Origin of the sequence: Jiella avicenniae, assembly GCF_021390325.1 — a bacterium.
Taxonomy (GTDB): Bacteria; Pseudomonadota; Alphaproteobacteria; order Rhizobiales; family Rhizobiaceae; genus Jiella; species Jiella avicenniae.
This window is the reverse complement of record NZ_JAJUWU010000006.1, coordinates 83454-102621: the sequence shown is the minus strand read 5'-3', so window position 1 is coordinate 102621 and position 19168 is coordinate 83454. Positions and strand designations below refer to the sequence as shown.

Sequence of the window (19168 nt, the reverse complement as noted above, 5' to 3'; positions counted from 1 at the left end):
CCATGATCGGTGACCTGTCGCTCTTCGGGGTCTTCGTGCCGAAGCTCCTCGTCCTCCTTCTGGCATCCTACGGGATGCTGCTCGTTCTCAAGAAGGTCCTCGCCCGCCTCGGGGTCTATCGCCTCGTCTGGCATCCGGCGCTGTTCGACCTCTCGATCTTCGTCATCCTCGCCGCCACGGCGGCGAACGTCGCTGAATGGTATCTGTCATGATCGCCCGCTTTTCCCGGCTGCTCAAAACCGCCCTTACCCTCACCCTCTTCGCCATCGCGCTCGCCGTCGGCTGGAACTCCTGGCAGAGCTACATGCAGACGCCCTGGACACGGGACGGGCACGTGCGCGCCGACGTCGTCTCCATCGCCCCGGACGTCCCGGGCCCGGTCGCGGCGGTGCTCGTTTCCGACAACCAGACGGTGGAGAAAGGCGACGTGCTGGTGCGCATCGATCCGGAACGGTTCCAGATCGCCCTCGATCTCTCCGACGCCACGCTGAAGGACAAGACCGCCGCTCTTCGCCAGGCCAGGCGGGACGCAGAGCGCTATCATCGGCTGAAGAATGGCCCGGCGATTTCGGAGCAGAACGTCGAGCAGGCGGATCTCGCCGTCGAGCAGGCGTCGGCGGCCTATGACGAAGCGAAGGCGAACCGGGACCTCGCCGCCCTCAATCTAACCCGGACCGAGGTTCGCGCGCCGGTCAACGGCGTCGTCAGCAATCTGTCGCTCAATCCCGGCGACTACGTCTCCAGCGGCTCCGGCGTGCTGGCGCTGATCGACACCGACACGCTGCGGGTGGAGGGCTATTTCGAGGAGAACCAACTGCCGAGCATCGCCGTCGGCGACGCCGTTTCCGTCGATCTGATGGGGCATCCGCAAGAGCTGCGCGGCCATGTCGAAAGCATCGCCGCCGGCATCGAGGATCGCGAGCGCACCAATGGCTCGAACCTTCTCGCCGACGTCACGCCGACCTTCTCCTGGGTGCGGCTGGCCCAGCGCGTGCCGGTTCGCATCGCTCTCGACGAGGTTCCGGCGGACACACGGCTGGTCGCCGGCATGACCGCCACCGTCAGCGTCCATCCGCGGCGCGACGGCGGCGCTCCCGCCGAGGCCTCCGCCGCGGAGTCCGCGACGATGCGGCCGGCATCCGCCGAACCGGCCCGCTGAGTGCACGGAGACGGAAACGGCTCGCGTCCCTTCCCGTCGCCCGCTGCAGCGGGCACGCGTCGTCACGGTTCCGTCACGCCCGGCGGCGAGAATTGACAAGCGGCGGTGAACGCGCCACCTCCGAGGCCGATGCTTTTGAATTTCCTCCGACGAGGACCGTTGCGATGACCATCCAGACGCCGATCGACACGATCGAGGCAGACCCGGCGCCGAGGCGGGCGACCGTCGGCGTCGACGTCGGCGGGGTGCTGGTCGGCGGGGGCGCGCCGGTGGTCGTACAGTCGATGACCAACACCGACACCGCCGACGTCGATGCGACCGTCGCCCAGGTCGCCGCCCTGTCGCGCGCCGGCTCGGAAATCGTCCGCATCACCGTCGACCGGGACGAATCCGCCGCCGCCGTGCCGAAGGTCCGCGAGCGGCTGGAGCGGCTGGGCATGAACGTGCCGCTGGTCGGCGACTTCCACTATATCGGCCACAAGCTTCTCGCCGATCATCCCGCCTGCGCCGAGGCCCTGGCGAAGTATCGCATCAACCCCGGAAACGTCGGCTTCAGGGACAAGCGGGACAAGCAGTTTTCCGACATCGTCGAGATGGCGATCCGCTACGACAAGCCGGTGCGGATCGGCGTCAACTGGGGCTCGCTCGATCAGGAACTCCTGACCCGGCTGATGGACGCCAACAACGCTTCGCCCAAGCCGCGTTCGGCGCGCGCCGTGACGCGCGAGGCGATCATCCAGTCGGCGCTGCTCTCGGCCAGCCTCGCGGAGGAGATCGGCCTGCCGAAGACGAAGATCATCCTGTCGGCGAAGGTCAGCCAGGTGCAGGACCTCATCGCCGTCTATCGCGACCTGTCGCGGCGCACCGACCATGCCCTGCATCTCGGCCTCACCGAGGCGGGCATGGGATCGAAGGGCATCGTCGCCTCCTCCGCCGCCATGGGGATCCTGCTCCAGGACGGCATCGGCGACACCATCCGCGTCTCGCTGACGCCCGAGCCCGGCGGCGATCGCACCAAGGAGGTGCAGGTCGCCCAGGAACTGCTCCAGACCATGGGCTTTCGCCAGTTCATCCCGGTCGTCGCCGCCTGCCCCGGCTGCGGGCGGACCACCTCGACGGTGTTCCAGGAACTCGCCGAGAAGATCCAGAGCGACATCCGCGCGAACATGCCGCTCTGGCGCGAGAAATATCCCGGCGTCGAGGCCCTCAACGTCGCGGTGATGGGCTGCATCGTCAACGGCCCCGGCGAATCCAAGCACGCCGACATCGGCATTTCGCTGCCCGGCACCGGCGAAACGCCCGCCGCTCCCGTCTTCGTCGACGGCAAGAAGTCTGTGACGCTGCGTGGGCCGGCGATCGCCGAAGAATTCCAGGCGATGGTCGCCGACTACATCGAGCGCCGGTTCGGCCAGGGGCGCACCGCTGCCGAATGAGGGAACCGCGAGCCGCCCCCGTTCCAGCTCTCGCCCCCGAAGGCGACGCGGCATCGCCTTCGGGGGCGGCACGGGGCGCCCTGGTGCTCCTTCTCTCGCTCGCCCTCCTCCATGCGGTGGCTCCCATCGCCAGGGCGGATCCGCCGCGCCCGGCAGACGGCGCCGCGATCGCCATGCCGGCCCTCGCCTATCCGCCCTCGCCGCCGCGTTTCCGCGCCACCGGCGACATCCCCGGGGCGGCCGAGGCAAGGGCTGCAGACGAGCCGCCGGTCCGGCGCATCTGCCGGCTGATCGCCGAAAACGCCGACGCCGTCGGCATGCCGCGCTCTTTCTTCGCCCGGCTGATCTGGAAGGAGAGCCGCTTCGATGCGGAGGCGCGGTCTCCGGTGGGCGCGCAGGGCATTGCCCAGTTCATGCCCTATACGGCGGCCGAGCGTGGCCTTTCCGATCCCTACGACACCGCCGAGGCGATCCGCCACTCGGCGCTCTATCTCGCCGATCTCAGATCCGAACTCGGCAATTGGGGCCTCGCCGCCGCCGCATACAACGGCGGGATCAACCGGGTGAAACGCTGGATCGCCAGTGGCGGGCGGCTGCCCTCGGAGACGGAAAACTACGTCGCCGCGATCACCTTCCGCCCGGCCGACTGGTTCCAGGAGGACGGCCGCGAGATCGAGCCGCGCCCGCTCGAGGACGACAGGGAATTCGACGAATCCTGCGAGCGATTGCCGATCATCGAAAGCCGGTCGGTCTTTGCCTCGCTCGACACGGGCGCGCCGATGAAGCCATGGGGCGTGCAGATCGCCGGCAATCCGAGCCAATCGGTGGCGATGGCGATGTTCCGGCGGGTGCAGTCGCAGGTGCCGTCGCTTCTCGGCGGCAAGGCGCCGCTGGTCCTGCGCGAACGGGCGCCCGGCCGCGGCCGCATCTGGGCCGTGCGCATCGGCGCCGACAGCCGGGCCGAGGCGAACCAGTTCTGCATCAAGCTCAAAGGCGCCGGGGCGTCCTGCATCGTGATGAAGAACCGCTGACACCGACGAGCGAAAATGCCGAGGCCTCCGCCCGCGGAGCAGCGACGATCGGCGCCATGCCGCTGCCGAACGGGACCGAGACGACGTCCTTGCGCAGAGAGAGTTCCCGCTGGCCGGGGCTCGCCCGAAAATCGCGGTGCAGGCGGGAACGTCTTGCGACGCCTCTCGTGATCAGTCCGACAGGACTTCCCGCAACCGGTTCGCGTCGGTGCTGGAAACATGGGACGCCGGCTCCGGATCGGCCTTCATCTGCTGCTCGAGATCGCCGGATGCGATTTTGCCCCGTGCAGCCAGAATTTCGCCGTAGATCCCGATCAGGTCTTCCGCCTGGTCCGAGGCCTTGCGCATGGTCACGCTGCCTGCGGGAGACATCAGGTAACGCTGCGGATCGCGGTCGATCTCCCGCAGCGCCCTGATCAGGCCTTCCGGACTCGACACGTCGACCTTGAAGCCGTTCTGGCCCTCGATCACGTCCTCGCCGACGGCGCCGCGGTCCGAAGCGATCACCCAGCAGCCGCACATCAGCGCCTCTCGGGTCACCAGGCCATAGGCCTCCGGCCAGACCGACGGCGCGACGAGCACGTCGACCTCGGCATAGAGTTCGGCCACCTTGCTCTGCGGCACCTTCGGCCTGATGTCGAGTTCGGTCGTTCCGAGCCTGCCTCGGCGGCGGGTGCCGAGGGACATGGCGTGATCGATGAAGACGAAGCGGAGATTCTCGAACTCGCCGCTGAGGAGCGCCTGCTGGATCAGGTGGTATCCCTTGTGGCGCGCCAGGCCGCCGATGAACGCGAGCCGCACCTTGCCGTCGGGCGAGGGAATGCGCGGAACCGGCACGATGTCCGAGCCGCCGTTCGGCACCGCGACGACATTGTGGACGCCGGCGCCGCGATACACCTCGGCGAAGGCCTCCGAAACGGCCATCACCTTCTCCGCCCCGAGCAGGCATTCGCGCAACTGCATGCGCGTGGCGAACTGGTCGGGCGGGACCCGGCCGAGTTGCGACGCCGGATTGGCGTGATCGTAGAGGACGATCCGGTCGTCCTTGCCGATCAGGAACTGTTCGTCGGAAATCCACCAGCCGTCATGGGCCGTCAGCACGTAGGGGATGCCGCGGCGCCGCGCTTCGAGCACCACTGCGGCCGTCAGCCGCTGAATGCAGTGGAAGTGGATGATGTCGGGCTGGCAGACGTCGAGATAGTCGCTGAAGACCTTCGCCATCTTCTCGTCGTAGACGATCCGGTCGATGTCCGGCAGATCCGGCGTGGTGACGCCGACGACACGAACCCCGTCCACCGCATGGCTCGAGACCTTGTAGCCCTCGCTGGCGCCTTCGATGGAGCAGAACACCTCGAAGGCGAATTCGTCCCGATGGTTGGCGGCGAAATGCCGGACGTTGTCGTGGACGACCCGCGTCGCGCCGCCGAGCGCCTGCGGCGGATAGAAGACGTTGACGACGAGAACGCGTTTGCGACGGTCCGGTGCCGGCAGGCTCGCCGAACGGATGATCTCGGTGATGTTCTTCGCCATCGCCGGGATGCTGTATTGCTTCAGCGCCTTTTCGCGCGCCTTCGCACCGATGGAAGCCCGCAACTCCGGCTGCCGGATCAGCCGGTCGAGCGCATCGGTCCAATCCTTCGGCGTGCGGGCGATGATCCCGTCGACTCCGTCCTCGATCAGATCCTCGTAGAGCGCCGTGTCGCTGACGATCGACGGAATGCCGAGCATCGCCGCTTCAAGCCACTTGATCTCGCTCTTCACGTCGGTCGTCGGCGCCGGTTTCAAGACGGCGAGGTTGATGTCGGCGGCAGAAAGCGCCGACCAGAACTGGTGGACGTCCCAGACCGGCGGCAACATCACCAGGTTATTCAGGTATTCGCCCAGCTTCTTGCCGGGGCTCATGTAACCGGCAAGGACGATGGAGACCTGGTCGCGGTATTTCTCGGCCATGGCGACGAGCGCCGGCTCGACCAGTTCCTGGAAGTCCTGCTTGTGCGCCTTCGTCCCCGATCCGTAGAAGATCGTGACCTGCTCCTTGGCCTGCACCGAAACATGGCCGACATGCTGGGCGTGCGGGCTGTGCAACGCATTGGCGTGGACGAAGACGGGCGTGTCCGGGCCGGCGATCCTGTGAACGTGTTGGATCAGCGGCTTGGTGGAGACCAGCGCGTTCTCGCAATATCTGAGCGCCGAGCGGAACAGCGGCACGCCGAGCGCCAGGCCATCGTGTTCCTTCTGAGTGAACTGGGCGTCGTAGGTTTCGAGCGGAGGCGGAAAGAACTCCGTGTCGAAGATGAGGTCGTCGACCTCGTAGAACGTCGCGCATCCCACTTCGCGCGCCTTGTCGATCGCGCGGATCATCTCGTAATAGGCCGGCACCCGGAAAAAGACGACCGCGTCGAAGCAATGGACCTTTTCGAGGAACCGTTCGACGTTGTCCTTGAAATCGAAGGCCTCGACGACGAAGCCGGCCGCCTTCAACTGCTCGATCTTCTGGTCGATCCTGTAGAACCGGCACTGGGGCAGATCGAAATTGCCCACCAATGCAACCGAGCGGACGTAGCGCTTGTCCGCCGTGCTCTCGGTCCGCAAGAGCGCGTACACGGCATCGCACTCTCTTTCGATCCGGGCCTGTGCCTCGGCGAGGCGTCCGTCGCTCGCCTCGGCATTGGCGAGCAGCCAGGTCGAGGTCAGATACCGCGGCGCGAGGTCGTGGAAACGACGCTTCAGGCCGAGATCGGCCGGAAAGCGGTCGATGCCATCCCTCAATGCCTTCAGGGCGGCAAATTGATCGCCGACCTGTTCGGCGCAGTGCGACAGGTTGATGTAGCTCCAGATGCTCGCGTCGGAGGTTGCGGTCAGCCTCTCGTAGATTTCCGCCGCTTCGAGGTAGCATTTGCGGCGCAACAGGCAGTCCGCATAGTGGCGGAGCGCCGGCGGGAAGTCCGGCACCCGCTGCAGGATCTTCTGGTAGGCGGTCAGCGCCTGATCGTCCTTGCCTTCCAGGACGAGGCGATCGGCGATCAGAACGAGCAGCGGCGCGTGCCGTGCCTCGATCAAGACCGGCGTGGCGTTGCTGACCATCACCTCGTTCATGAGCAGACCGAAGCGATCGACGTATCTGGTGGTGGCGTCCGAACCTGCGAAGGAGGGAAGTTCGAGCGACGACAGCCCCCGCACCCCCGGCCCGAGAAGACTTTCCAGCCACAGCCGCCGGTTCGGCCAGTGGTTTGCCGCAATCCCTTCCTTCAGATAGTGGCGGTAGATATCGGAGGGTGCCGGCGAGGTGACCTCTCTCGCATAGGTCTCGACGTAGAAACCGGGCTCGAACTCATAGCCTTCGCGGATGGTCGCCAACTCGTCGATGCCGACCGACACGAAGTGCCACAGCGCGGCCTCCTTGTCGAAGCTCTTCTGCCGAGATCTCAACGACTTGCTTGAATAGTAATAGTATTCCGCGTCGAACTTGCTCAAGAGGATCGGGCTGACGTCGTTGGACAGAAGCCGCTGCTCCACCGGACCGTTCGGCCCCGTCTTCGCCGGCGGCGCCAGCAGCGCCATCTCTCTGGACGGCGCACTCCGCCCGTAGCGCTCCCGGTGATACCGGGTGATTTCCTCGTCGGTCGGGATCGGCGCGGCCATCCCCCGCAGCTCCTCCGCCACGTGAGACGAGGAGGGTTCGATCATGTAGGCTTCGCGGTAGGCCGCGATCGCTTCGGTGCGCTTGCCCTGGATCTTCAGGGCGTGGCCGAGTTGCAGATGCGTGTCGGCCTTGTCGCCGCGCAGTTTCAGCGCCTGCCGATAGGCATCCTCTGCACGGGACGCGAAACCTTGCTCCTTCAAAGCGTGACCGTACTGGACCCACACCGAATCCAGCTTCGGATTGCGACGCAGGGCTTCCCCATAAGCCTTCTGGGCATCGTGCCAGCGGCGCTCGGCATTCGCCTTGTCGCCGGCCTTGACCAGCGGGCGCGCGCCGCTCAGCAGCGTCGCGGTCTTCGACAATGCGCTCCATTCGCCATTGGGTCGCCGCTCTCCGGATCCGTCTTGCCGCGTGATGAAAGGGCGGAGCAGACGATCGAACGAGGAAGAAGAACCCTTGGTCATGAATCCACTACTCACAGGCTGCGGTCGATCTGGCGCTCTCTGTTTCGGCTCGGCTTGCACGGGAGGTCAGCCGAACGAAATCGAGGGCACGTTGCGGGGCAGGAAACGAAATCAATCTATAAGGTAACGTAGCGTCAATCCATATCGGACTGATGGTCGGATCGCGAGAGAATACTTCGGCTCCCCAACGACTTTCGATGAGGGCTCGCTCGCGGCGGCTGCGCTCGGCGCGTTCGGTATCGAGGTGATCGAGACCGCGCGATTTCGATTCGTAATGCAGAAGCGTCACGTCGGGTGTCCAGAGGATGTCTCGACCCGACGCATGCAGCCGCAGGCACAGATCGATGTCGCTGTAGCCGATCGGAAGCCCGGCCGCATCGAACCCGCCCAGTGCGAGGAAATCGTCCCGGCGCACCGCCATGAAAGCTCCCGTCACCGCGCTTGCGCGTCGCGTCTTGATCCAGCGTCCGGACGGACCTGCGGCGTCGCGAGCCTCGAACAGGCCATCATGGATCACCGACCCCTTCCAGCCGAACAGAACACCGGCGTGCTGCACCGTCTCGTCCGGATAAAGCAGCTTCGCCCCGACCGCACCGACGTTCTCGCGCGCCAGGAGGCCGCGAAGCCGCTCGTCCCAGCCGGAGCTTAGCATCCGCATGTCGTCGTTGGCGAACACTAAGATCGGCGTATCGCTCGTCGCCGCGGCCAGATTGTTGATGTGCGACCAGTTGAACGGGCCATCGTCTCTCGAGACGCGGACGCCTTTGCGCGCGGCCAGAGCGTCGAGACCGACGAGGTCCGATCGCGCCGTCGTGGCGTTGTCGACGATCAGGATTTGCAGGCCATCGGGGTCGGACGCCTTGACGAACAGGCTGTCGACGAAGACGGCGCAGTCTTCCGCATTGTCGCGGGTTGGAACGATGACGGTGATCGCCGCGTGCGGCGAGCCGGCCCGCCATTCGAGATGCAGCGGCCCGCCGTCTGCCCCCTCCGAAAGGATGACTTGCCGGCCAAGGTCACAAAGCCGCAGATGCCGCTCGACCGCCTGGCGATGCTCCGCCAGCGCCTTGCGCCTCACCGCATCTCGGGCGTTCCCGTCACCCTCGTAGACCACGAGCGGATAGGGTGTATGGCCGAAGGAAGCACCGGCCCGCAGCGCCGAGAGCAGAAGATCCGAAGGTTCGGGCAAGCGCCGCCCCTCGCGTCGGGCGAGGTCGAACGCGCCCAAGGTCGTCTTGCGAACGGCAATCGCTTCGCCCCAGCCGTTCTCCTGGAGCAGCATTTCCGGATCGAGCCCGCCCCGGGCCTCGAAGCTGGAAGGCTCCGTCTCGCCCGGCACCACCCATTCCTCGTCGAAGGTCAGGACGTCGGCCGCGCTCCCGGCAAAGGCGGCGGCCAGCCAGGCGAGGCAGTGCCGATGCATCGCAGCGCTGCGTGGGAGAAAGAGGACGGCATCCGTCCCGGTCTCTTGCACGAGGTCGAGGACCGCAGTTCCGCCGGCTCCCTCGCTCGCGGCCGGAGCCGCCTCGAGCCGGTCATCGGCCCGCGCGAGCCTTTCGACCGCGACGAGAAGCGACGGCTCGACGTCGAACAGGACGGCGCGCCAGCGCATCGCCGACTGGCCGACGACGGAGGCGAGGAGCCGGTGCAAGGCGGCCGCGTCGAGGCCAGCGGCATCGGCGACGACGGTGAGGTGCGGCAGATCCGCCGGACGTTCGAGCGATGCCGGCGACGGGACGTCGAAGATCTCGCGAAAATGGCGATAGGCCTTGGCCGGAAAGGCGGCGAGACTGGCGACGTCGGGAAGCGCGGCGGCGATCTCGTCCAGCTTGCGCCGCATCGCCGCGACCTCTGCCGAAAGGGAGAGCATCGTCTCGAGGCCGTGCCCGGTCATCTGTGCGGCGATGCCGCGCATCTGCTCGCCCTCGTCGCCGGCCTGCACGAGTTCCCAGCTGGCGTTGCGGTTTGCCGGATCCAGGGCCAGTACCCGTCGATAGGCCGCCAGAGCCTCGGTCCGGCGACCGGCCAGCTTCAGCGCGTGCCCGGCCTGCAGGTGGATGTCGGCATCGTCCGGACGATCGGCCAGCGCGCTCTCGTACCAATGCAGCGCCGCGTCGATGGCGCCGGCGTCCTTGTGCATGTTGCCGCATTGGACCTTGAGGTTCGTCCGGCCGGGATCGACCTTCAACGCGGCCTCGTAGGCGCGCGCCGCCGCAGCCGGATTGCCGGCATCCCGGAGCTTGTCGGCGCGCAGGACATGGGGCGTCGACCGCCCCCTTGCCGCCAGCCAGCGCACGGGATTGGTGCGGAACCGGGTGCCTGCGGCACTCATGGCGCGCCCACCCGTTCGCCCCCGACGATCGCTCCCGCGGGGGCCGGACGGATGACGGAGTCCGGGCGAACGATCCGGTGCGGGGGCAGCAGGAGACGTCCGATCATCAGGTCGGAATTCCTTCATACATGCTCACATGACCAACCGGTACGCCCCGCCCCGGTCGGGAATACGGCAGACCGCCACGAAATCTCAGACGGAACCGTCCAGAACCGCCAGGCAGCGATCGATGCCGCTTCGCCAGGATGGCAGGCTGTGTCGGAACGTCGCCTGGAACTTCGAGGTGTCGAGCCTGGAATTGGGCGGTCTTCTGGCCGGCGTCGGATAGTCGGCGGTGGTGATCGGCTCGACGGCGGCGGACGGACCGCCCCGGGCCCGGGAACGCTCGAAGATCGCCTCGGCGAAGCCCGCCCAGGTCGTCTCTCCCTCTGCCACCATGTGATAGACGCCCGGCCACGCCCCCTCCGGATCGGCGACGGCGTGCTCGCAGACGGCCAGGATCCCGGCCGCGATGTCCGGCCCGTAGGTCGGCGTGCCGTGCTGGTCCGCGACCACCGTCAGGACGTCGCGGTCCTTGCCGACCCGCAGCATCGTCTTCAGAAAGTTGTTGCCGTAGGGGCTGAAGACCCATGCGGTGCGAAGCACCACGGCCCTCGGATTGGCCGCCAGAACGCGCCGCTCCCCCTCCAGCTTGCTGGCGCCATAGACGCCCGTCGGCCCGGTCTCGTCGGTCTCGGCATAGGGCGCGTCCTTGTCGCCCGAAAAGACGTAGTCGGTGGAAATGTGGACGATCGGAATGGCGGCCGCGGCCGCGGCGGAGGCGACGTTCTCGGCCCCCCCCGCATTCACGGCAAAGGCCGCCTCACTCTCGCTTTCGGCCTTGTCGACCGCCGTATAGGCGGCCGGATTGACGACGACGTCCGGCCGAACCTTCGCGATCGCGGCGTCGATCGAAGCCCGATCCGTCAGATCGAGTTCCGGCCGGCCGAGGCAGACGATTTCCCGCCCATTGACGGCAAGATCCGCCAAACAGCGGGCGATCTGGCCGTCGCGGCCGGTCACGAGGATACGCATCTTCACACCTCTCCGCTCATCGAGCCTCAGGCCTTGCCGAGACGTTGGCCCGAATAGCGCTCGCGCAAGGGGCGCCACCAGGTCTCGTTGTCGAGGAACCAGGCGATCGTCTTTTCGAGGCCCGTGTCGAACGTCTCCTCGGCCTTCCAGCCGAGTTCGGATTCCAGTCGCGTCGCGTCGATGGCATAGCGCAGGTCGTGGCCGGGACGGTCGGTGACGAAGGCGATCTGCTCACGACGGCTACGCCCGTCCTCGCGCGGCGCCAGGCGATCGAGCGTGTCGCAGATGGTGTGGACGACCTCCAGATTGGACCGCTCGTTGCGCCCGCCGACATTGTAGGATCGGCCCGGCTCGCCGCGGGTGGCGACCATTTCCAGCGCTTTTGCATGGTCTTCCACATACAGCCAGTCGCGGACGTTCTCGCCACGCCCGTAGACCGGCAGGTCGTTGCCATGCAGCCCGTTGAGGATCATCAGCGGAATGAGCTTCTCCGGAAAATGGTACGGGCCGTAATTGTTGGAGCAGTTGGAAAGGACGACCGGCAGCTTGTAGGTATGGTGCCAGGCCATGGCGAGGTGATCGGACGCAGCTTTCGACGCCGAATACGGCGAAGACGGGGCGTAGGGCGTCTCCTCGGTGAACAGTCCGCCGTCGAGCGGCAGATCGCCATAGACCTCGTCGGTCGAGACGTGATGGAAGCGGAACGCGTCGCGCCGCTCGCCGGCAAGCTCGGACCAGTAGCTGCGGACTGCCTCCAGGAGATCGAAGGTGCCGACCACGTTGGTCTGGATGAACTCGCCCGGCCCGTCGATCGAACGGTCGACATGGCTCTCGGCGGCCAGATGCATGACCACGTCGATCTCGTTGTCGCGCAGGAGCTGGCCGATCGCCTCGCGATCCCGGATGTCGACCTTGGCGAACTGGTAGCGCGGATCGTTGGAGATCGGTTCCAGCGAGGCGAGGTTCGCCGCATAGGTCAGCTTGTCGACGTTGACGACGCTGTGGCCGGTATTGCGGATGAGATGGCGGCAGACCGCCGACCCGATGAAGCCGGCACCGCCGGTGACGAGAAACCTCATGAGCGCGTTCTCAAGTTTCGGACGTGAAAATGACGGGCGTCTCGGACAGGGTCGGGGCCACCTTGTCCTTGTCCGACAGGATCGGCGCCTCGCCTCCCAGCGGCCATTCGACGCCGATCTCCGGGTCGTCCCAGCGGATGCCGCGATCGTGGTCGCCGGAATAGGGCGCCGAGACCTTGTAGAACACCTCCGTATCCGGCTCGAGCGTGAGAAAACCGTGGGCAAAGCCCTTCGGCACGAGGATCTGGTTGAAGGCCTTCGCCGAAACCTCGAGGGCCACCCACTGGCCGAAGGTCGGCGAGCCGTGACGAATGTCGACGGCGACGTCGAGGATCGCCCCCTTGAGCACGCGCACGAGCTTGTCCTGGGCGAAGGGCGGCGTCTGGTAGTGCAAGCCGCGCAGGGTGAACTTCGCGGCCGAGAAGGACTGGTTGTCCTGAACGAAAGGCATCGAAACGCCGGCATCGGCGAAACGCTGGGCGTTGTACGTTTCGCTGAAGAATCCGCGATCGTCCCCGAACTTTCGCGGCTTGATCTCCAGAACCTCGGGAATGGCGAGAGGCGTGACTTCCAGCATGACGATCCTTCTCGGGACGGCTTGAAGCTTTTGCCCGGCGTCACCGGGCATGGCGAACGCTACGCCATGGTAGCGCTCGCGGTCGGGATATATTAAGCAGACCCCATCGGCAATCACGAATGGAGATCATCGTGAAAGGCATCATCCTGGCCGGCGGCAGCGGCACACGCCTCCATCCCATGACGCTGACGGCATCGAAGCAGCTGCTTCCGGTCTATGACAAGCCGATGATCTACTATCCCCTCTCCACGCTGATGCTCGCCGGCATCCGCGAGGTCCTCCTGATCTCGACGCCGCACGACCTGCCGCGCTTCAAGGCCCTGCTCGGCGACGGCAGCCGCATCGGTCTGAAGCTCGACTATGCCGAACAGCCGAGCCCCGACGGCCTCGCCCAGGCCTATCTCATCGGCGAGGAATTCGTCGCCGGCGAACCCTCGGCCCTCATCCTCGGCGACAACCTGTTCTACGGCCATGGCATGCCCTCGCTGATGCAGCGCAGCATCAAGCGCGAGAACGGCGCCACGGTCTTCGCCTACCACGTCCAGGATCCGGAGCGTTACGGCGTCGTCTCCTTCGACGGCGCCTTCCGCGCCACCTCGATCGAGGAAAAGCCGCAACAGCCGAAATCCAACTGGGCCGTCACCGGCCTTTATTTCTACGATGGTCGGGCGTCGCAATTTGCCCGCGCCCTGAAGCCATCGCCCCGCGGCGAACTGGAAATCACCGACCTCAACCGTGTCTATCTGGAGGAAGGCACGCTCGAGGTCTCGCGCATGGGCCGCGGCTATGCCTGGCTCGACACCGGCACGCCGGATTCCCTCCTCGAGGCGGCCGAGTTCGTCCGCACGCTGGAACATCGCCAGGGCTTCAAGATCGCCTGCATCGAGGAAGTCGCCTTCGAGATGGGCCTGATCGACAGCGACCAGTTGATGTCGCTCGGCAAGGAACTCGGCAAGAGTTCCTACGGTCAGTACATCCAGCGGATGGCCCGGACCGAACGCTGAACCTTCCCGTTCTCGCCGGATCGAGCCGCGCCCGCACGACGGATGGCGAGACGGTGCCGTCCCCCTTTGCGTCCTTCCGGGACGTGAGGGAGCGCCATCACGTCTCAGTCATGGAGCCCATATTCTCGCCGCCCGGGGGAGATCGCGGCGGATCGGCCTTTATATGTCGTCGGCCGGGCACGGATTTCGCGGCGTAAAATTCGGCCCGCCCCATTTCCAGACGACAGGGCCAGGCGCATGGACGCACCGAATACCGATCTCGAAAAGCACCCCGACGGCAACCCGCGCCGCCACTCGAACGACGTCACCGAACGGCGCATCGAAGAAGAAGGCTCGACGCTGACGGCGACGGAACTGCGCGAGATCGAGCGCCGGCTCAGTCTTCGGCCCCTGGCGATCTACGAGCTGGTCCGCCAGGAAGGCGAGGACGAGCTGACCCGGCCGACGTCGAGCCTGTGGTGGTCGGGTCTTGCGGCCGGCCTCTCCATCGGCTTCTCGGTGTTCACCCAGGCGGTCCTGCGCGCCTATCTCCCAGACACGCCGTGGCGCCCGTTGATCGAGTGCTGGGGCTATTCGGTCGGCTTTCTCATCGTCATCCTCGGCCGGCAGCAGCTGTTTACCGAGATCACGCTGACGGCGACCCTGCCGGTGCTCGCCCGGCCGAGATGGGTCGGGGCGAAGGCGCTGATCCGGCTCTGGTCTGTCGTCTTCATCGCCAATATGGTGGGCACGGCGGTCTATGGCGCGGGAATCGCCTTCGACGTCCTCGGCACGCCCGACATCACCGCCGCGGCTCTGGCGGTTTCCCGCAAAGCCATGGAAGCGGGACCGTGGTCGACGCTTCTGCGCGGCATCGTCGCCGGCTGGCTGATCGCCACCGTCGTCTGGGTGCTCCCTTCGGCCCAGAATGCCGGCTTCTTCGTCATCGCGCTTCTGACCTACCTGATCGCGCTGTTCCACCTGTCGCACGTCGTGGCGGGATCGGTGGAGGCGATGACGCTGATGTTTGCCGGCGAACTCATGCCGCATCACGCGATCTGGGGCTTCTATCTGCCGGCCCTCATCGGCAACATCCTCGGCGGCTCGGCGCTGTTCGCGCTCATCAGCTACGGTCAGGTGGCGCCGGAACTCGACCAGAAAGGAAACTGAGCAAGGCCCACGGATCGGGCGGGCAGAGCGACCGCGCAAGCGCGCGGCAGGCTTCGCGCCCTTCGAAGCCCGGCCGGCTCGAAGAACCGGTCGAGCACTTCGGCACGAGGGGAGCGGAAAGGCTTGCGCCGTCAGCCCCTGAGGATCGAGCGGCCGGCATAGACCGCCTGGTCGCCGAGCTCTTCCTCGATGCGGAGCAGCTGGTTGTACTTGGCGAGCCGATCCGAGCGGGCGAGCGAGCCGGTCTTGATCTGCCCGCAATTGGTCGCGACCGCGAGGTCGGCGATGGTGGAATCTTCCGTCTCGCCCGAGCGATGCGACATCACCGCGGTATAGCCGGCACGGTGGGCAACGGAGACGGCGTCGAGGGTCTCCGACAGGGTGCCGATCTGGTTGACCTTGACGAGGATCGAGTTTGCGACGCCCTTCGCGATGCCTTCGCGCAGGCGCTCGGAATTCGTCACGAAGAGATCGTCGCCGACGAGCTGCACCTTGCCGCCGATCTGGTCGGTCAGCGCCTTCCAGCCGTCCCAGTCGTCCTCGGCCATGCCGTCCTCGATCGAGATGATCGGATAGGCGGAGGCGAGCTCGCCGTAATAGGCCGCCATGTCGGCGGGCGAGAGCTTCCGCCCCTCGCCTTCGAGATCGTAGACGCCGCCCTTGAAGAACTCGGTCGAGGCCGGATCGAGGGCGATGGCGATGTCCTCGCCGGGCTTGTAGCCGGCCTTCTCGATGGCCTTCATCACGAAGTCGAGGGCTTCCTTGGCCGAGCCGAGATTGGGAGCGAAGCCGCCCTCGTCGCCGACATTGGTGTTGTGGCCGGCGTCCTTCAGCATCTTCTTCAGCGTATGGAAGGTCTCGGCGCCCCAGCGCAGCGCTTCGGCGAAGCGATCGGCGCCGAGCGGCATGATCATGAATTCCTGGAAGTCGATCGGATTGTCGGCATGGGCGCCGCCATTGATGATGTTCATCATCGGCACCGGCAGGACATGGGCCGAGGCGCCGCCGACGTAGCGATAGAGCGGCAGCCCCGAGGCGTCGGCCGCCGCCTTGGCGATGGCGAGCGACACGCCGAGAATGGCATTGGCGCCGAGGCGGGACTTGTTCTTCGTCCCGTCGATCTCGCGCAGCGCCGCGTCGATGCGGATCTGGTCCTCCGCCTCGAAGCCGGCGATCTCCTCCAGGATCTCGCCATTGACGAAGTCCACGGCCTTCTGGACGCCCTTGCCCATGTAGCGCGACCCGCCGTCGCGCAACTCCACCGCCTCGTGCGCGCCGGTCGACGCGCCCGACGGCACCGCCGCCCGGCCCATCGAGCCGTCTTCGAGAACGACGTCGACCTCGACGGTCGGATTGCCCCGGCTGTCGAGAATCTCGCGGCCGATGATGTCGATGATGGCGGTCATGGGGTGCCCCTGTCGAAATGGACGAACGGTTCGACGGGCGTTCTAGACCATGAGGCGGGGGTTGGGTAGCGGGTGCAGGCAGGGACCATGAGTCTTGTAATAGTGTACACTTTTGGTGTACGCCCGAATGAGGGGATGGCTGACCGCAGCCATCGTCTGGGACATGTACCTCGCCGAGGTTCCGCCCGTTCGAAAGGATCGGATTTGGATTTCGAATGGGATGAAAGGAAGAGGCAGAACGTGATCGCCAAGCGAGGCGTCGACCTCCTCTATGCAGCGGGCATTTTCGAAGGCGAGTATCTGACCGGTGTCGATAATCGGACCGATTATGGCGAAGAAAGACTGATTTCCTTGGGCATGGTCGGCGATGAATGCTTCGTCGTCGTGCACACCGAACGAAACGGAGTGACGCGGTTGATCACCGCGTGGAAAGGGGGCCGAGATGAGCGACGAGACTATCAAGCGGGCATCGCTCGCAGAGATCAGGCAGATGAGGGAGAAGGGTGACCTTCATCACGATCCCAAAGCTCCTGTCGGAGAAAGCCTCGGTCCGGTTTTCTGGGCGAAGGCGAGACTCAATCGCCCAAAGCCGGCTCCAAAGTCAGTTCATCTGAAGCTCGACCCGGAGGTGTTCGAGTTCTTCAAATCACAGGGCAAAGGCCATCTGACGAAGATGCAAGAGGTACTGAAGGCCTATGTCGAGGCGCATCGCTAGGCTCTCCGTCATCCTCGCCCTCGTGGCGAGGATGAGGGCGGTCGGGAATGCGCCGCCTCTCCTCCCCCGGCTCAGCCCTTCGTCACCTCATCCAGCGCCTTGAGCCGCTTCAGCATTTCCGCCATCTGATCCAGCGGCACCATGTTCGGCAAAGGCTCCAGAAACCGGCGCTCACCCGCAAGCCGTAGATCCTCGCCCTCGTGGCGAGGATCTACGGCCATTGAAGCGATGGATCGGCGCAGTCGGCGCGCTTCCGCTGACGGACCGTCGATGGCAAACGACGGTGGATCCTCGCCACAAGGGCGAGGATGACGGCGGTACAGAGGATGACGCCGCACCAGAAACTCCGGCGACCGCGGCTAGCCAAAGACGACAGATCTGGAAGCGACGCTCACCCCTTCGTCAGAGCATCCAGCGCTTTGAGACGCTTCAGCGTCTCCGCCATCCGGTCCAGCGGCACCATGTTCGGACCGTCGGAGGGCGCGTTGTCGGGGTCCTCGTGGGTCTCGACGAACAGCCCGGCGACGCCGACGGCGACCGCCGCGCGGGCCAGCGTCTCGACGAAGCGGCGTTCGCCGCCGGACGAGCCGCCCTGCCCGCCCGGCTGCTGAACCGAGTGGGTGGCGTCGAAGACAATGGGCAATCCTGTCTCGGCCATGATCGGCAGGGCGCGGAAATCGGAGACCAGCGTGTTGTAGCCGAAGGAGACGCCGCGCTCCGTCAGGAGCACGTTCGGATTGCCGCTCTCGGTGACCTTTGCGGCGACGTTCTTCATGTCCCAGGGGGCGAGGAACTGGCCTTTCTTGATGTTGATCACCCGACCGGTCTTGGCCGCGGCGATCAGGAGGTCGGTCTGGCGGCAGAGGAAGGCCGGAATCTGCAGGATGTCGCAGACGGCACCGACTTCGCGGCACTGCTCCTCGGTGTGGATGTCCGTCAGCACCGGCAGATCGAAGGTTTCGGCGACCTCCTGAAACACCGGCAGGGCGCCGGACAGGCCGATGCCGCGCTTGCCGGTGAGGCTGGTGCGGTTGGCCTTGTCGAAGCTCGCCTTGAAGACGTAGGGGATGCCGAGATCGTCGGTGATCCGCTTCATCTTCTCGGCGATCATCATCGCATGATCGCGGCTCTCCATCTGGCAGGGGCCGGCGATCAGCGCGAAGGGCGCGGCGTTGGAGAAGCTGGCCGACTTGGCGGAGACGGTGGTGGCGGTCATGATCTCTCCTCGATGAAGCGGATGGCGCCGCGGCCGTTCGGGCAGGCGATGGCGACGCCGTCGCCCGCCTCGGAATAGGCGATGCCCTGCCCTTGCCAGAACTTCTTCGCGAAAGCGAGGTCGGCGACCGTGACTGTCAGGCTGTCGATCGCAAGCGGGCTCGGGCCGCCGGCAACGACGTCGAGCCGGCCGCCGTCGAGCGGGACGGTGTCGGCGCCATCGTCATTCCCCTGCACCTCACTGTCCGCGACGGAGGCAAGATAGTCGCGAAACATCTGCGGATCCCGCGCCTCAACTGTGACACCAGCGATACCGGTCGCACCGTTCGGATGGGTCGTCAGCGCGGAACGATCCGGCTTCGCCGTGTGCCGCGCCTCGCAATAAAAGAAGCTCGGCGCATCGGCGGCGTGGATCGCGGCGAAGGCAAGGCGGAAGGAGAGTTCGACCGTTCTGCCGTCCGGCAGGCGCATGGTCCGCCCGAACTCGACGAGGCCCTCCTCGCCGGCCTCTTCCTCGAGAAGCTGCTCGCGGTCGGCGAGCGCATCGCTCGAGCGGAAGGCCAACCCTGAAATCGCCGGCCGTTCCGGCAGATCGCGCATGGCCGCGTCGCGTTCGATGAAGAGATGCCCTTCGTCCTTCGCGGCGTCATAGGCGGCCGGATCGACGATCGCGAGCGGCTCGATGTAGCACCCGTCCGCCAGGAAGACGCAGGCATTGCCCGTGCCGAAGGGATGGGCGGCCTCGGGCGCCACGAGGAAGCCGAGGCTCATGAACCACTGCCGCGCGGCGCCGAGCGCATCGAACGGCATCACCAGATGATCGATCGAACGCATCGGCCTCTCCAGTCAGTGCGCGCGGCGTCGAACGACGCCCCGTTCTGTCGCCT

The 19168-nt window shown here is 66.1% G+C and carries 17 protein-coding genes; 8 read left to right on the top strand and 9 right to left on the bottom strand.

The features are described 5' to 3' along the window. Window positions 1-2 precede the first annotated feature (2 nt). The 4 genes from LZD57_RS07340 to LZD57_RS07325 all read left to right on the top strand — a co-directional run bounded on the left by LZD57_RS07340 (window position 3) and on the right by LZD57_RS07325 (window position 3623). On the top strand, window positions 3-212 hold the full coding sequence (locus LZD57_RS07340) for a DUF1656 domain-containing protein (protein WP_233718931.1): 210 nt from the start codon (window positions 3-5) through the stop codon (window positions 210-212). Continuing rightward, window positions 197-1159: an efflux RND transporter periplasmic adaptor subunit gene (locus tag LZD57_RS07335; RefSeq protein ID WP_233718930.1), complete on the top strand. Its 963-nt coding sequence runs from the start codon at window positions 197-199 to the stop codon at window positions 1157-1159. The genes LZD57_RS07340 and LZD57_RS07335 overlap by 16 nt, the downstream gene beginning before the upstream one ends. A gap of 164 nt (window positions 1160-1323) precedes the next feature. After that, window positions 1324-2592 carry a flavodoxin-dependent (E)-4-hydroxy-3-methylbut-2-enyl-diphosphate synthase gene (gene ispG / locus LZD57_RS07330; protein ID WP_233718928.1) on the top strand — a complete coding sequence of 423 codons (1269 nt, stop codon included), beginning with the start codon at window positions 1324-1326 and terminating at the stop codon, window positions 2590-2592. 83 nt (window positions 2593-2675) lie between these two features. After that, window positions 2676-3623 (top strand): lytic transglycosylase domain-containing protein, encoded by a 948-nt coding sequence (locus LZD57_RS07325; RefSeq protein WP_233718927.1) that lies wholly within the window; start codon window positions 2676-2678, stop codon window positions 3621-3623. 171 nt (window positions 3624-3794) lie between these two features. Here the strand turns inward: LZD57_RS07325 and LZD57_RS07320 are convergent, their stop codons facing one another. The 5 genes from LZD57_RS07320 to rfbC all read right to left on the bottom strand — a co-directional run bounded on the left by LZD57_RS07320 (window position 3795) and on the right by rfbC (window position 12792). Then, on the bottom strand, window positions 3795-7628 hold the full coding sequence (locus LZD57_RS07320; protein ID WP_233718925.1) for a glycosyltransferase: 3834 nt from the start codon (window positions 7626-7628) through the stop codon (window positions 3795-3797). A gap of 109 nt (window positions 7629-7737) precedes the next feature. Next, complete coding sequence (locus tag LZD57_RS07315; RefSeq protein ID WP_233718924.1) at window positions 7738-10062, bottom strand: tetratricopeptide repeat protein; 2325 nt, start codon at window positions 10060-10062, stop codon at window positions 7738-7740. 192 nt (window positions 10063-10254) lie between these two features. Further along, window positions 10255-11136, bottom strand: a complete 882-nt coding sequence (gene rfbD / locus LZD57_RS07310; RefSeq protein ID WP_233718922.1) for a dTDP-4-dehydrorhamnose reductase — start codon at window positions 11134-11136, stop codon at window positions 10255-10257. Window positions 11137-11162: 26 nt separating this feature from the next. Further along, window positions 11163-12215: a dTDP-glucose 4,6-dehydratase gene (gene rfbB / locus LZD57_RS07305; protein WP_233718921.1), complete on the bottom strand. Its 1053-nt coding sequence runs from the start codon at window positions 12213-12215 to the stop codon at window positions 11163-11165. 10 nt (window positions 12216-12225) lie between these two features. Beyond that, the gene (gene rfbC / locus LZD57_RS07300; protein WP_233718919.1) at window positions 12226-12792 is read right to left on the bottom strand and encodes a dTDP-4-dehydrorhamnose 3,5-epimerase; all 567 of its coding nucleotides are present in this window, start codon (window positions 12790-12792) and stop codon (window positions 12226-12228) included. A gap of 131 nt (window positions 12793-12923) precedes the next feature. On the opposite strand from rfbC, the gene rfbA reads away from it, so the two are divergent. Further along, complete coding sequence (gene rfbA, locus LZD57_RS07295) at window positions 12924-13796, top strand: glucose-1-phosphate thymidylyltransferase RfbA (RefSeq protein ID WP_233718917.1); 873 nt, start codon at window positions 12924-12926, stop codon at window positions 13794-13796. 237 nt (window positions 13797-14033) lie between these two features. Then, a complete protein-coding gene (locus tag LZD57_RS07290; RefSeq protein WP_233718916.1) occupies window positions 14034-14945 on the top strand; it encodes a formate/nitrite transporter family protein in 912 nt (303 codons plus the stop codon). A gap of 131 nt (window positions 14946-15076) precedes the next feature. Here the strand turns inward: LZD57_RS07290 and eno are convergent, their stop codons facing one another. Next, window positions 15077-16351, bottom strand: coding sequence for a phosphopyruvate hydratase (gene eno / locus LZD57_RS07285; protein WP_233718914.1), 1275 nt, complete (start codon window positions 16349-16351; stop codon window positions 15077-15079). A 204-nt stretch (window positions 16352-16555) separates the two neighbouring features. Between eno and LZD57_RS07280 the strand changes: the two genes are divergently transcribed. Next, window positions 16556-16858: a BrnT family toxin gene (locus LZD57_RS07280; protein WP_255699826.1), complete on the top strand. Its 303-nt coding sequence runs from the start codon at window positions 16556-16558 to the stop codon at window positions 16856-16858. Beyond that, window positions 16842-17066: a BrnA antitoxin family protein gene (locus tag LZD57_RS07275; RefSeq protein ID WP_233718911.1), complete on the top strand. Its 225-nt coding sequence runs from the start codon at window positions 16842-16844 to the stop codon at window positions 17064-17066. The genes LZD57_RS07280 and LZD57_RS07275 overlap by 17 nt, the downstream gene beginning before the upstream one ends. A gap of 71 nt (window positions 17067-17137) precedes the next feature. On the opposite strand, the gene LZD57_RS07270 is transcribed toward LZD57_RS07275, so the two are convergent. The 3 genes from LZD57_RS07270 to LZD57_RS07260 form a co-directional block, all read right to left on the bottom strand. Continuing rightward, complete coding sequence (locus LZD57_RS07270) at window positions 17138-17287, bottom strand: hypothetical protein (RefSeq protein WP_233718910.1); 150 nt, start codon at window positions 17285-17287, stop codon at window positions 17138-17140. Window positions 17288-17457: 170 nt separating this feature from the next. After that, window positions 17458-18285: a 3-deoxy-8-phosphooctulonate synthase gene (kdsA, locus tag LZD57_RS07265; RefSeq protein WP_233719043.1), complete on the bottom strand. Its 828-nt coding sequence runs from the start codon at window positions 18283-18285 to the stop codon at window positions 17458-17460. Then, window positions 18279-19115 carry a VOC family protein gene (locus LZD57_RS07260; RefSeq protein ID WP_233718908.1) on the bottom strand — a complete coding sequence of 279 codons (837 nt, stop codon included), beginning with the start codon at window positions 19113-19115 and terminating at the stop codon, window positions 18279-18281. Before LZD57_RS07260 ends, kdsA begins: the two co-directional genes overlap by 7 nt. Window positions 19116-19168: the final 53 nt, after the last annotated feature.